Origin of the sequence: Paenibacillus sp. MMO-177, from assembly GCF_037147795.1 — a bacterium.
Taxonomy (GTDB): Bacteria; Bacillota; Bacilli; order Paenibacillales; family Paenibacillaceae; genus Pristimantibacillus.
The window spans coordinates 1-13854 of the sequence record NZ_JBBCUR010000023.1 but is presented as its reverse complement, the minus strand read 5'-3'; the positions used below and the strand labels follow the sequence as shown (position 1 = coordinate 13854).

15 protein-coding genes are annotated in these 13854 nt (G+C 51.7%); 10 read left to right on the top strand and 5 right to left on the bottom strand.

Annotated elements, in window-relative coordinates; genetic code table 11:
- The 3 genes from WFK81_RS30485 to WFK81_RS30475 all read left to right on the top strand — a co-directional run.
- A partial coding sequence (locus tag WFK81_RS30485) for a hypothetical protein (protein ID WP_442956112.1) occupies positions 1 to 428 on the top strand: 428 nt, incomplete at its 5' end.
- Positions 429 to 535: 107 nt separating this feature from the next.
- The gene (locus tag WFK81_RS30480; protein ID WP_336791111.1) at positions 536 to 1015 is read left to right on the top strand and encodes a GNAT family N-acetyltransferase; all 480 of its coding nucleotides are present in this window, start codon (positions 536 to 538) and stop codon (positions 1013 to 1015) included.
- Between the two features lie 3 nt (positions 1016 to 1018).
- Positions 1019 to 1486: a GNAT family N-acetyltransferase gene (locus tag WFK81_RS30475; RefSeq protein WP_336791109.1), complete on the top strand. Its 468-nt coding sequence runs from the start codon at positions 1019 to 1021 to the stop codon at positions 1484 to 1486.
- 253 nt (positions 1487 to 1739) lie between these two features.
- Here the strand turns inward: WFK81_RS30475 and WFK81_RS30470 are convergent, their stop codons facing one another.
- Both WFK81_RS30470 and WFK81_RS30465 read right to left on the bottom strand, forming a co-directional pair.
- Positions 1740 to 2330: a DUF421 domain-containing protein gene (locus WFK81_RS30470; RefSeq protein WP_336791107.1), complete on the bottom strand. Its 591-nt coding sequence runs from the start codon at positions 2328 to 2330 to the stop codon at positions 1740 to 1742.
- 71 nt (positions 2331 to 2401) lie between these two features.
- Positions 2402 to 3259 carry an alpha/beta fold hydrolase gene (locus WFK81_RS30465; RefSeq protein WP_336791105.1) on the bottom strand — a complete coding sequence of 286 codons (858 nt, stop codon included), beginning with the start codon at positions 3257 to 3259 and terminating at the stop codon, positions 2402 to 2404.
- 143 nt (positions 3260 to 3402) lie between these two features.
- On the opposite strand from WFK81_RS30465, the gene WFK81_RS30460 reads away from it, so the two are divergent.
- The 7 genes from WFK81_RS30460 to WFK81_RS30430 all read left to right on the top strand — a co-directional run bounded on the left by WFK81_RS30460 (position 3403) and on the right by WFK81_RS30430 (position 8871).
- On the top strand, positions 3403 to 3846 hold the full coding sequence (locus tag WFK81_RS30460; RefSeq protein WP_336791104.1) for an Lrp/AsnC family transcriptional regulator: 444 nt from the start codon (positions 3403 to 3405) through the stop codon (positions 3844 to 3846).
- A gap of 153 nt (positions 3847 to 3999) precedes the next feature.
- On the top strand, positions 4000 to 4908 hold the full coding sequence (locus WFK81_RS30455; protein WP_336791102.1) for an NAD(P)/FAD-dependent oxidoreductase: 909 nt from the start codon (positions 4000 to 4002) through the stop codon (positions 4906 to 4908).
- 254 nt (positions 4909 to 5162) lie between these two features.
- On the top strand, positions 5163 to 6005 hold the full coding sequence (locus WFK81_RS30450) for a basic amino acid ABC transporter substrate-binding protein (protein ID WP_336791100.1): 843 nt from the start codon (positions 5163 to 5165) through the stop codon (positions 6003 to 6005).
- 68 nt (positions 6006 to 6073) lie between these two features.
- A complete protein-coding gene (locus tag WFK81_RS30445; RefSeq protein WP_248760780.1) occupies positions 6074 to 6730 on the top strand; it encodes an amino acid ABC transporter permease in 657 nt (218 codons plus the stop codon).
- A gap of 11 nt (positions 6731 to 6741) precedes the next feature.
- A complete protein-coding gene (locus WFK81_RS30440; protein WP_336791113.1) occupies positions 6742 to 7464 on the top strand; it encodes an amino acid ABC transporter ATP-binding protein in 723 nt (240 codons plus the stop codon).
- Positions 7465 to 7514: 50 nt separating this feature from the next.
- Positions 7515 to 7670, top strand: coding sequence for a DUF4023 domain-containing protein (locus WFK81_RS30435; protein ID WP_336791097.1), 156 nt, complete (start codon positions 7515 to 7517; stop codon positions 7668 to 7670).
- A 163-nt stretch (positions 7671 to 7833) separates the two neighbouring features.
- Entirely contained in the window at positions 7834 to 8871 is a 1038-nt protein-coding gene (locus WFK81_RS30430) for a cation diffusion facilitator family transporter (RefSeq protein ID WP_336791095.1), read from the top strand.
- Positions 8872 to 9375: 504 nt separating this feature from the next.
- On the opposite strand, the gene WFK81_RS30425 is transcribed toward WFK81_RS30430, so the two are convergent.
- The 3 genes from WFK81_RS30425 to WFK81_RS30415 form a co-directional block, all read right to left on the bottom strand.
- Positions 9376 to 9990, bottom strand: a complete 615-nt coding sequence (locus WFK81_RS30425; protein WP_336791093.1) for a PH domain-containing protein — start codon at positions 9988 to 9990, stop codon at positions 9376 to 9378.
- Positions 9991 to 10079: 89 nt separating this feature from the next.
- Positions 10080 to 11300: an MFS transporter gene (locus WFK81_RS30420; protein WP_336791091.1), complete on the bottom strand. Its 1221-nt coding sequence runs from the start codon at positions 11298 to 11300 to the stop codon at positions 10080 to 10082.
- Positions 11301 to 11777: 477 nt separating this feature from the next.
- Complete coding sequence (locus WFK81_RS30415; protein WP_336791089.1) at positions 11778 to 12584, bottom strand: alpha/beta fold hydrolase; 807 nt, start codon at positions 12582 to 12584, stop codon at positions 11778 to 11780.
- Between the last annotated feature and the right edge of the window lie 1270 nt (positions 12585 to 13854).

Sequence of the window (13854 nt, the reverse complement as noted above, 5' to 3'; positions counted from 1 at the left end):
ACGGCAACAACGGCAACAACGGCAACAACGGCAACAACGGCAACAACGGCAACAACGGCAACAACGGCAACAACGGCAACAACGGCAACAACGGCAACAACGGCAACAACGAGAAGAAAATCCAACAGGTGTACAATGACACTTCCGCGAAGCTGTTCCAGCTGCGCAACCAGTGCCAGGCTGGCCTGACGGACATCGCTGTAGAGTTCACGACGTTAACGTCGACGCATGAGAAAACGGAATTGTACAAGACGGGTACGGCTGCATTCAACAGCTGCACAGGTCAGTACAAAACGATCATGAACGACGCTGGCGCACAAATTACTGCTCTTGGCGGCGAGCCTTCGATCCTTGAACCGATGCAAGATCGTTATCAACAAGAGATCATCGCAGGCCGTGCACAGCTTAATGCAATCGTAGGTAAATAAATTTTTGCCGAACAAGAAGAACCGCGTAATGGAGGGAATCCTCTATTGCGCGGTTTTTTCTATTTTATTTTCGGATTATAATAGGTACGGAAACGGAGGTTGTCATCATGATCATCAGAGAGCTTCAGGAGAAAGACAACGCAGCTATTGAACGCGTAATCAGAGAATGTCTGATCGAGTTTGGAGGCAATCGGGAAGGGCTGGCTTGGGCCGACGAGAGCTTGAGCCATCTGTCCGACTATTATAATCACGAAGGCAGGGCTTATTGGGTCATCGAGCAGGCTGGAGAGGTTGTAGGCGGCTGCGGGATTGCGCCGTTTGCCGACTCGGAGGAAGTTTGCGAGCTGCAGAAAATGTATCTTTCTCCGGCTGTACGCGGTACGGGAATAGCGGCAAAGCTGCTCGATACGGCGTTAGCTTTTGCCCGGCTTCATTATAAACAGTGCTATCTGGAAACGCTGCAAAACATGCATGCCGCGAACCGCTTCTACGCCAAGCATGGCTTTGAGTCGCTTGCCGCTCCGCTTGCCGGATCGGAGCATTTTGCCTGCGATGCTTGGTATATAAAAAGTTTGGAGCGTGTTTGAACAATGTCTCTCAACATTCAATTCGTCCCCGTAGAACCGGATGATCTCGACACTATTCAGGATATTATGAATTCGAATACCGCATATAATCGGATGGAAAACGGCCGTCGCGAACGCTCTCGCGAGGAGCTTCTTGAGCAGCTCTCGCCAGACCAGCACAGCCTTATGATTCGGCTGGATGGACGGGCTATCGGGCTGTTGCAGTATTTGGACCGGAACCCGAAAGACGGCTATCCATGGCTCGGTCTTCTCATGATACACGAAGAGCTGAAAGGGAAAGGCTACGGTAAGGCCGTTTACGCTGCCTTTGAGCAGCGGCTCAAGCGGGAAGGGAAGCAATCCGTGCGCATCGGCGTTATTCCGGAGAACGAACCTGCCAAAGGATTTTGGAGCTCCTTGGGGTTTCGGTATTATGCGACCAAAATGGCCAACATCGGCATAGAGGTTCACTGCTACGAGAAGGCCTTCTAGTAGGGATCCAATTCTTCTTGCATACTTTAGCCCGATGCCAATAATGAACCAGCCTCATTAAATAATGAGGCTAACGGAGTACGAGTACTATATTCCGAAGGAGAACTACCAAAGCCCGCTCACGCTCACCATTCAGGATTATCCAACCCGGATTCATGGGGACATTAATCTTAAAATTAAATAGAGATAGAACGAAGGGCTGCCGTTCGAAGGCAGCCCTTATCTTTTCGAGAAGCCATGGCGTTATCTTCTTCTACTGAAGTTGATTCGGAACCTCATCCTTATGAGGCTGGAGGATTTCGGAAAATATATTGTTGGTGCCGGAGTTTACTGCGGAAGCAGCATCGGCTTGAGGGAAATAGGATTTCAATAAGGTTTCGAGGTCCCTTAACGTGGCAGGCTTTGCCTGTGGATAAAGCTCATAGCCAAGCTCGCCATTCACTTCGATTGTTGCCGTTTTGACATCCCGGAAAGCGGAGACCCCGATCATGCGCAGTCTTTTCTCCAGATCATCGACGGATATGCGCAGCTTCCTCAGATTGTTTGTCATAATCTCGCCATTCTCGATAACGGGCACTGCAACTCCTTTTAACAGACGTTCGGCTGTATTGGATTTGAGCGTCAGCCATTCAACCCCTACGAGAACGGCAATAAAGACCACGGCTGCCAAGATCGTCTTTGCAGCTCCTTTGCCGCCTACCTCCGAGCCCATAATTGCACCTATCGTTAGTAGTATCCCTAGCTGGGGCATGGTCATTTGCGCAATCGATTTGCGCCCGGCAAGACGAAGAAGAATGATGCTGACCGCTGCAAATAAAAGGGCCAGACCTAAAATGGATAACATGTTATTCCTCCTGCAATTATCATTGCACTCCACTGTGTACAGGTAAGTATCCCCAGTAGGGCTATAAAGTATCAGAGGCTTTGTTCAACCTGGCCATCACTTTCCAACAGAAAGTCGAGCACAGCGCTCTCGAACACATCCGGATACTCTACGTTGGGGAGGTGAACGGCAGGCAGCATAAGAAGCCTTGCGTTTGGTACCGTTTCGGCGATTAATTCGCCGTGGCTGGGAAGTGTTACCGTGTCATGCTGACCCGCGATGACTAGAGTCGGACTGCTTATAAGAGCAGCGGTTCGGCGCAGATCCATGTCGCGGATTGCGGCCCAGCTTCCTCCGATTCCTTCTGCGCGAGTAGCGAGGACCATTTTGTGAAAGGCTGCGACCATCTCGCTCTCCGACTCGATCATAGGCGAAGGAAACCAATTGTTGATAAACATATCCGCAAAACCATTCAAGTTCTCCACTTGCAGGACGGATGCAATCAGGCCATTCCATTGATCTGCGGGTCCCAGGTAAGAAGAGGTATTGCTCAAGATCAGCCGGTTGATCCGTTCCGGAGCGTGAATGCCCAGCCATTGCCCCACGACACCGCCGAGTGACAGCCCTAGAAAATGAACGCGGTCCATCTGAAGCGAGTCGAGCAGCTCGGCGACATCCCTGCCCATTCGGTCCGTGGAATAAGGTCCGACTGGAGTATCCGAGTCGCCGTGTCCGCGATAGTCGTAGCGAAGCACGCGGAAATGCTCCGTAAACCGAGCGATCTGTCCGTCCCACATATTCATTGAAGTAGCAATAGAGTTAGCGAGCACCAGTACCGGCTTGCCGGCATCCCCATCGATTCGAAAAGCAATCTGAATGCCGTCTCCCGTGGTAAAAAAGTTTACCTCGCTCGTTCTATTTGTTTCATTAAAGGTCGCAGTCATCGTCATCCATCTCCCTCATTGGTTATTAGTGACAGTTTATTGGAATCGGCTTACAATTCATATGAGAGGATTAAGGAATTTGACGCCCGAAACCTTAATTATTACGTTAGTAGCTGTCCTAAACCTTTGATTAAGAGGTGAACCAATCCATGGACCAAATTGATCATCAAATACTGTCGATCCTTCACGATAACGCCAGAATTACGATTTCGGAGATGAGCCGCATCATCGCTATGTCGCAGCCGGCCGTAACCGAGAGACTCCGTAAGTTGGAGGAGCAGGGAGTCATTGCGGGCTACCGGGCAGAGCTGTCCTTATCCAAGCTTGGCAAGAATGCAACGGCGTTTGTATTGTTTAAGTCGAGCAACTGCAAGGAATTCGAAGCTTTTAGCGAGGCCGCTCCCGAAATCGTGGATCTCTACCGAACGAGCGGGGAGTACAATTATTTATTGAAAATTGTGACGGAGACAAGCGAAACCTTGGAGAGCTTCCTCGAGAAATGCCATACGTTCGGATTTTCTTCGACTCTCGTCGTGCTATCCACCCGATTCGAGGATAAACTTTTTTCCCGCATTTTCCCTAATAAAGCATAAATCCCGAACAAACCGCGTACTTAGTGAAGCAAGACTTCATAAGCATCGCGGTTTTTTTGTTCTTTGATAAGCGTTTTGTTTTCGCGCAAAGATGCCATACTTAACGAATAGCAAGTGATGGGATATAGGTTTTTCTAAAAGGAGTGATAGCAGGTGAGGCTCTATGATTGCGCAATTATCGGAGGCGGACCGGCTGGTCTTAACGCAGCGCTTGTATTGGGGAGAGCGAGACGGAATGTTGTTCTGTTTGATGATAACAAGCCAAGGAATGCAGTGACTCGCGAGTCGCATGGATTTCTGACTAGAGACGGCGTGAAGCCCGATGAATTCCGGCGCATGGCGCATGTTGATATAAGCAAATATCCTTCCGTCAAGGTGGTTCGGACCAGGGTTGTGGATATGGTGAAGCGGGCGCATGCCCTGTTCCTCGTGCAGGCAAGCACGGGAGAGGTGTTTCAGGCGCGGACGATTATTCTGGCGATTGGACTTAAGGAAAAGCTGCCTGACATTGCAGGCGTAGCCGATTATTACGGCACTTCCTTGTTCAGCTGTCCTTATTGCGACGGGTGGGAGCTGAGAGACCAGCCGCTTGCAGTGATCTCGGAGAACGAATCCCATCGTTTCTCGATGGCGTCCACGGTCTACAACTGGAGCAGGGATCTGATTGTGTGCACGAACGGGGTCGGAAAGATTGAGCCGCAGCAGCGTGCGAAGCTTCAGAGCCGGGGCGTGCGCATCTTCGAGCAGCGAATTGCTTCTCTGAGGGGAAAAAGCGGCCGACTGCAAAAAATCGTCTTTGCCGACGGAACGGAAGTGGCGCGCACGGGAGGTTTTGTAACGTCGAATTGGTATCTTCCGATCCGTTTTGCCGAGAAATTAGGCTGCAAATTAAACGAAAGCGGCGGTCTGGCAATAGATGACTACGGAAAAACAACGGTGGAGCATGTTTATTCGGCCGGTGATGCGGCCACGATTTCGCCTGCCCAGCTTATTGTTGCGGCTGCCGGAGGGAGCAAAGCGGCGATGAACGTAAATACCGCGCTGACCCATTTAGACTTTTAGGCACTATGTTATTTTATAATTCTAAGGGGTTATAAGTTATATTTTATAACACGAATTAGAATTTTCCTGAGTGAAACGCGTTTTCCTGCCAAAGAATGGCGAATCTGCTTTGCCTTTATGTCATAATAAATTACATATAGTATTGCGCAGAACCGTTCTTACCTGCTAAAATCTTGATGAATTGCTAGCTGATTGATAGTTTGCACGAGCAGCTCAATTTGCGCTAGTCCAATGTTGAGAGAGGTGGATGGACCATGGGGAAGCGGTTATCGGTACTTCTGGCAGCAGGAATTCTCATCATGACGATGGCAGCATGCGGGGCCAACAAGGAAAACGGCAACAGCAATACGGCAAGCAGCAGCGGTAAGCCAAGCGGCAGTGCCAGCGAGAAGGTGTACAAGTTCGCGACCGACGCGGCTTATGCACCAATGGAATTTATGGATAAGGATAAGATTACGGGCTTTGACGTTGATTTTCTGAAGGCGGTTATGGATGAAGCGGGACTGAAGTATACCATCGCGAATACCGGCTGGGACGCGATGCTGACGGAGGTGCAATCCGGCAAAAGCTATGATGCGGGGATATCGAGCGTATCCATTACGCCGGAGAGGGAGGAGTCTTATGACTACTCCATTCCCTATTTTGAATCTACCAATATGATTATGGTGAAGGAAGACAGCACGGTCGCAAGCGCAGCCGACTTGAAAGGCAAGAAGGTGGCGGTTCAGGGCTCCACAACGGCGGATACGTTAATGTCAGGCATTATGGGCAACGACAATGCCAACCTGAAGCGGTTCGACAGCAATGCGGTAGCGATGCTCGAGCTTGATTCGGGCGGGGTGGATGCCGTTGTGGCCGATATTGCGATTGTCCGCGAATATATGAAGAACAATCCGGAGCGCAAGCTGAAGGCGATTATGGATACGGCAAGCTTTGGTTCGGAATTTTACGGCATTTTGCTTCCGACAGGCAGCGAGCTGAAGGGGAAGCTCGATCCGGCGATCAAGACGGTGCTCGAGAACGGCAAGTATAAGGAGATTTATAAAAAATGGTTCGGGGAAGAGCCGAACGTCGACAATGTGCTAAACGCGAAGTAAGCAGCAGAAAGCATGCGTAATGGGGTCAAGTTGCGCATGCTTTTTTCTTGACTGGGGAGGACGAGCGCATGCATTTTCGATTTGATATCATTGTCGATTATATTCCTTTATTGCTCAAAGGAGCAGCTCTGACGATTGGGATCTCTGCCCTTGCGATTGTGCTGGGCTCCATTCTGGGGTTGGCCGTCAGCTTCGGCAAAATGTCGCCCAGATGGTATCTCAGCTGGCCGACGAGCGGGTATATTCATTTTTTTCGCGGTACGCCGTTATACGTACAGATTCTGATCGTGCATTTTGGGCTTGTGCCCGCCTGTATTGGACATACCGATGCGATTGTTGCCGCGATTACCGCACTTGCCTTGAATTCGGCGGCCTATACGGCGGAGATTTACCGGGCGGGCATCCAGTCGATTGATAAAGGCCAGACGGAAGCGGCGCAGTCGCTTGGGATGACAAGCGGGCAGACGATGCGATTTATCATCCTGCCGCAGGCGGTGAGGCGGATGATTCCGGCCTTTGGCAATGAATTTGTCGTCCTGATCAAGGATTCCTCTCTGGTTGCCCTGATCGCTGCGCCGGAATTAATGTACTGGAGCAATGTGATGCGCGGCCAATATTTGCGCGTATGGGAGCCTTATCTGGCGGCCGCCTTTATTTATCTGATTCTGACCTACTCGCTTAGCAAGCTGCTGGGCTGGATGGAGAAGAAGGGAGTGGCAGGATGACGGCGGGACCAATTATTGCAGTAACGGGAGTCCATAAGTCTTTTGGGGCGAATACGGTTCTGAAGGATGTGTCCTTGCAGGTAGCGCCGGGAGAGGTGGTTGTCATTATCGGTCCTTCCGGCTCCGGGAAGTCCACGCTGCTCCGCTGCCTGAATGGATTGGAGAGGCCGGAGCGCGGCGAGATCCGGATTGAGGAGCGTTCCTTGCTGGATGCCGGGTCAGCTATTACGGAGATCCGTTCGCGTATGGGGATGGTGTTCCAGCAGTTTAATCTGTTCCCTCATCTAAGCGTGCTTCGCAATATTACGCTTGCTCCCGTGCAGGTACGCAAGTTGGAGCCGGCTAGTGCGGAAAAGCTTGCGCAATCGCTGCTAGGCAAGGTAGGACTAAGCGAGAAATCGGGACAATACCCCGCCTCGTTGTCCGGCGGCCAGGCACAGCGGGTTGCGATTGCAAGGGCGCTTGCGATGGAGCCGCGCATTATGCTGTTCGACGAGCCTACCTCGGCGCTTGATCCCGAGATGGTGGGCGAGGTGCTCGCCGTCATGAAGGAGCTTGCGGCGGAAGGAATGACGATGGTTATCGTCACGCATGAGATGGGCTTTGCCCGGGAGGTCGGGCACCGGGTATTGTTCATGGAGCAGGGCATGATCGTGGAGGAAGGGACTCCGCGGCAGCTGTTCGACGAGCCGCGGCAGGAGCGAACGAAAGCTTTTTTATCCAAGGTACTGTAACGGCCGGCTTGCAAAGCGCATAAGGTGAAATCTCCGCGGATACCCTACTAATGGCAAAGGAGGGGATTGAAGCGATGGAATCCACTAGCGAATTTGTGGCAAAGGTTCATGCCACGCAAGCCAAGCAGAAGAAAAACCAAGTCCGTTATGGCAAAGGCAAGGCTTCCCAAAAGCTGCAAAACGTGCAGCATACGAACAATCCATAACTTGAAGAACCGTTCCGCCCGTTGCCTTCGGTTACATCCGAAGCCGGGCGGATTGTGCAAGGCTAAGAAAAAGCTTATCCATGGATTGACAAAAGAATACGGTTGCGGCATCATAAACATATGAATAGTTGTTCATATATGTATACAGAGGGGTGCCAGTCTTATGAGTCATGAACATAACCATCCAGAAGAGGAGCACGCGCATACGCATTCCGGCCAAGAACAAGCGCAGGGCTGCAGCGGCGGACATCACCATGGCCACGGCCACGGGCATAGTCACGGGCATCATGGTCATGACCATGGGCATCACGGGCATCATCATCATTTTGATATGTCGGGCAACAAGACCGGATTATTTATCGCGTTAATCATTACGGCAGGCATTATGGTATTGGAGTTTGTCGGGGGGCTGATGACGAACAGCCTTGCACTGCTGTCCGATTCGGGGCATATGTTAAGCGACGTGAGCGCATTGGTGCTCAGCCTTGTGGCGGTATGGTTCGCGGCGCGCCCGGCCTCGGCGGTTCGCACGTACGGTTTTCACCGGTTTGAAATATTGGCAGCTTTATTTAACGGTGTTACGCTTGTTGTTATTTCGGTGTTTATTATTTGGGAAGCTATTGGCCGGTTGTTTGATCCTCCATCCGTGGCCAGCGGCTCAATGATGCTGATTGCGGCAATTGGCCTGCTCGCCAACCTCGCAAGCGCTTGGGCGTTGCTGCGCAAAGGGGATGTCCATAACAACTTGAACGTCAGAAGCGCTTACCTGCACGTGCTCGGCGATGCGCTTGGATCGGTTGGGGCTGTTCTTGCGGGGTTTCTGATCTACCTGTTCGATTGGAATATTGCCGATCCGATTATTTCGATGGTAGTTGCCGTGCTGATTGTAAAAAGCGCCTGGGGCGTGCTGAAGCATACCGTCCATATTCTGATGGAAGGGACCCCGGTGAACGTGGACGAGAAGGAGGTTCGCGCAACGCTTGGAGAGATCGAAGGCGTCGTTGACGTGCATGACCTTCACATTTGGACGATTACGTCCGGTCTGGATTCCTTGAGCTGCCATCTGCAGGTCGCAGACGGAACGGATTGCCAAGGAGTGCTGCAGGCGGCGATCGCGCTGGTCGAAGAGCGTTTTGGCATCCGGCATTCCACGATTCAAGTGGAAAGCTCGCGCATCCGGCATATGGAGCTGCAGGTTTAGCGGCGGCCCCAAGGTGCAGGGGTTATCGATGCGAGCAATGTGCAGTGGCTATGTACAGCTGTATCTCCGCATCTCGAGCATTAAGCTGCTCTGTGCAGAGTGGAAGTAATGCCGTTCGCCCACTTTGCATGAAATGCAGGATATAGATAAACGTTGGCCCAGTAACCTGAACTATACTGCACAGAATGCATCATATGAGTGATTTATAGCCCTAATCGGTCAGAATTGACGCAATATCCTGCATTCTGTGCAACATAACTCCTCTATCGGCCTGCAAATGTGCGTATATACTGCATATCGTGCAATGTATTTACAGCAAGTCTGTAACTGCTGGAGAGAAATAGCGATTTACCTATACGGTGAGCTTTCATTCCTAGCAGCATAGATCCTGATCAACGCTCTGGTTCTGCCGGAGAATAACGGTTAAGCAACAGTGATGCCGGAACACGCCCCGCCAAACGCAAGAACGCCGCCCTTCATGGGGCGGCGTTTTATTTTTGCGCATTATAAATTGATATAACGATCGAATATTGCTCCGAAGTCCTTCACTTTGTATTGCTTTTGCGCTCCCTCGAGCCAGTTGAATGCGGATTTGTTCAGCTTGTCGAACGTATCGGCTACATCGTAATCGCCTTTATGCGCATGGCTTAACGTCGAGGAAGCGAGCTCCAGGCTTTGGCGGGCAAAGCTGAGGCTGATTTCGTTCTCGTGATGAATTTCGGAGATTTTGAAAAGAGATTTGTACAAGTCCTTCACTTGCTCGATATGCTTCTTATTCACGTCGATGGAGAAAGGCACGGAGCCTATCGCGAATTTGATCTCGACGTCTAGGTCAACCGTTCCGGCCGTCTCCAGAGCTACATTGCTAATCTTGTTGGTAGCGTACGGGTAACGGTGCAGCATCCTTTTCTTGCTGACCGCGCTGGTGCCGTCCAGATGAATAAGGGCGAAGTTCGTGAAGCAGTACTCATCGGTTTTTGATTTGATCAGAAAATAGATCTTTTCCCCGTCTTCATGCATCACGTAATCATCAGCATCCACCTTATCGTAATTCTCCGGCCGGATAACCGACCCGATATCGCTGAGGCCGAGTATGTCGGCAGCTACTTTTCCGAACAATCTTACCATTCCTCTCCCTATGTAGAATCAATCACTCTACCATTATATATGCGGGATGGATGTATATTCTAGATTATCCTGAACGTTGCTCAAGACTGCTCCGCGGCTGCTTTGGAAGCGGCCATTTTTTCCTCCATATGCTGTCTCTTCACTAGAATGGCGGCAATAATCAGCATAAGGCCATTAATAATAAACACCCAGCGGATTGGAATGATGCCGCCAAGCACGCCCCCGATTACGGGGCCAAGCATCGTGGCGAATTGGGTAGCCGACTGGTTCAAGCTGAAGGCCCGGCCGCGGAAGCTTGTCTCCGTTGACTTCACGATCATCGCATTAATAGCCGGGGTAACGCCGGCGAAGAACAGGCCGTACACGAAGCGCAGAATTCCGAACTCGGCGATATGCCCGACGAAGAACTGCAGGCAGTTGCCGATCCCGCCGCCAAGCAGGCCGATAAAGAGCACTTTCGAGAAGCCGATCTTCGAACCGAATTTGCCCCACTGCGGAGCGGCGATCAGGGTCGCAATCCCGACGGCCGAGAACACAATTCCAGATTGCAGCGAAGCGTCATTCTCGTTGGTTCCAAGCTGCAGTACATAGACGGTAAGCAGCGGCTCGAGAATCATAACCGAGAACATCGCGAGTCCGGACATGCCAAGGAGCGTCAGGAAAGCTTTGTTATGCGAGGCATGCTTCAGGTCGTCCAGAACGGAGGAGCGCACCCCGGAACGGTTGAACTTATGTTCTGTGGCGAAGAAGGTTGCGATTAGCGCAGCCACGAGCACGATACAGCCGGAGAAAATAAACGATTCCCGGTTCCCGATATAATGGCTGACCGTACCCCCAATGAGCGGTCCCATAATGCCGCCCGTTGCGCCGGAGGTTGCCATGATGCCAAGGGCGTAGCCGGATTTTTCCTCCGGCGTATTCGTTGCGACAAGGGCGATAGCCGCAGGAACGTAGCCGGCAAGAAGGCCTTGGAATACCCGCAGCACAAGGAACACATACGGATCATGAATAAAGAACGTAATGAAATAAAGTGCCGCTAAGCTGAAGCCCGAACGAATGAGCATCGGCTTGCGGCCGTATTTGTCAGCTAGCGATCCCCAATAAGGCGCGATAAGCGCACTGGCCAGAAACGTAATGCCAAACGCGAATCCGGACCACATTTCCAGGTGGTTATTCACTCCGAGATCATTATGCAGGAACAGCGGAATGAACGGAATTGATACAGAATAGGCCGTGCTGCAAAAGAAAACACCAATCCATAAAACGATCAAGTTGCGTTTCCACGAGTAAGGCTGGGTCATGTCAGTCACATCCTAAATAGTACGTCAGAGACGGTTTTTTCTATTATTGTAAACCTATTTTTACAGAATCTCCATGTTCGGCGGGAAAAACAATACTTTTGTCCTTGCATGGCTGGCTGGGTGTTCTCCGCTATGCTGCGGTAGGAATGAAGGCTTGTTGGGCGTGGCGCTGTTTCGCGGGGAGCTGTTTTGCGGTGCGAGGCAGGTTAGTGAGGGGACCCTCACTAAATAATGAGGCAATCCACCCTAAACAGTAGCTAAAAGGCAATTTGAGCCGCAGGAATGAGGCGGGGCTCACTGTTAGTGAGCCTCGACGTGAGGACAGTGAGGCTAGGCTCTCTATCGGGTCAGCAGTATAGAGCAAATTTAACTCGGAAAACGGGCATCTACAGTAACAAGTTGTTGACTGTCGGCAGTCAGCCGACTTCGCTAAGATAAACGGATAATCTGCTAAGCCTATTTGCAGTATATGTGCTTTTAATGCCGCAAGGCTTCCAGCAGGCAGGCGTTGAACAGGTCCAGCTCATCATAAAAAATGGCGTGCCCGCTGTTATCGAACCGAATCAGAATGGAATTCAGAATCGTTTCCTTCATTATTATCGCCAGCTCAAACGGACAAATTTGGTCATATACCCCGTGAAAAATATACGTTGGCACCTTGATCCGCACCAGGTCGGCCTTCACGTTCTCATCTCTTAAAGTATATGCACAGGCGATAACGGCGCGCGGCGACTGGTCAAGCTGAACGGAATCGAACCACTGCCTGAAAGCCGGCGACGGTTCGTTATGGAAGAAGAACTTGCCGAATTGCTGCAGCATAAGCGGACGGTCACGGTACGCGAGTCCGATGAGGGCATCAAGTCCCTCGGGCGGCATGCCTTGAGGAAAGCCGGGCTGCTTCGTAATATAAGGGGCGGCCGCGGCGAACAGGAGCAGCTTACTCACGCCATGCCCGGCATGCCGTCCCATATAGCGGACGGCTACCGCACCGCCCATCGAGAAGGCGGCAAGAGTGATCTGATTGAAGCCCAACGTATCAATTATGCATCGCACATCATCGGCCATTCGATCTAGGCTGTAGCTCTCCCACGGGGAGTCCGATTTGCCAAAGCCCCGGAGATCCATACGGATGCAGCGGTAGCCGTACTTGGGCAGTTCATTGATTTGGTATTCAAACATACGGTGATCCAGCGGATAGCCGTGCACGAACAGAATCGGCTTCCCCACTCCCGTGTCCTCCACGTACAGGCTGACGCCCGGCTCCACATCAATATAATAGTTCAAGGCTTCCGTCCCCTTCCCTTAAGTAGTTGTAGTAAAGGTATGAGGAAGGGTGCAACGTTAGAAGAATGCGAGCGATGTAGCCTTAGGTAAGTTACTGGGCTGTGTGCTCCATTATGCAGGTTGAACTCCAACGAAGGCGGGCGCCGGCACTTCGAAAAGTAACTAGTTGGTGCTGCGTCGGACATCTCACGTATAGGGGCTGAGGACGCGCCGAAGAGTGCAGCTAAATAAGAGGAAAAAACCGAGTTGCAGTGGGGTGGCCGAGTAGAAGTGGGGCTGGAGTAGACAAATAAGAGGAAAAAAGCGAGTTACAGTGGGGCGGCCGAGCAGAAGTGGGGCTGGAGCAGCCGAATAAGAGGAAAAAACTGAGTTACAGCGGGGTGGCCGAGCAGAAGTGGGGCTGGAGTAGCTGAATAAGAAGAAAAAACAGAGTTACAGAGGGGTGGACGAGTCGAAGTGGGGCTGGAGTAGCTGAATAAGAGGAAAAAACCGAGTTACAGCGTGGTGGCCGAGCAGAAGTGGGGCTGGAGCAGCCGAATAAGAGGAAAAAACCGAGTTACAGCTGGGGCGCCAGGGCCGAAGTGGGCTGTGGCAGCCGAATAAGAGGAAAAAACCGAGTTACAGCGGGGTGGCTGAGCCGAAGTGGGGCTGGAGTAGCTAAATAAGAGGAAAAAACTGAGTTACAGCGTGGTGGCCGAGCCGAAGTGGGGCGTGGAGTAGCTGAATAAGAGGAAAAAACTGAGTTACAGGTGGGTGGCCGAGCTGAAGTGGGGCTGGAGCAGCCGAATAAGAGGGAAAAACCGAGTTACAGCTGGGGCGCCAGGGCCGAAGTGGGCTGTGGCAGCCGAATAAGAGGAAAAAACCGAGTTACAGCTGGGGCGCCAGGGCCGAAGTGGGCTGTGGCAGCCGAATAAGAGGAAAAAAGCGAGTTACAGCGGGGTGGCCGAGCAGAAGTGGGGCTGGAGTAGCTAAATAAGAGGAAAAAAGCGAGTTACAGAGGGGTGGCCGAGCCGAAGTGGGGCGTGGAGTAGCTGAATAAGAGGAAAAAACCGAGTTGCAGCGGGGCGGACGAGTCGAAGTGGGGCGTGGAGTAGACAAATAAGAGGAAAAAACCGAGTTGCAGTTGGGTGGCCGAGCTGAAGTGGGGCTGGAGTAGACAAATAAGAGGGAAAAACCGAGTTACAGCTGGGGCGCCAGGGCCGAAGTGGGCTGTGGCAGCCGAATAAGAGGAAAAAACCGAGTTACAGCTGGGGCGCCAGGGCCGAAGTGG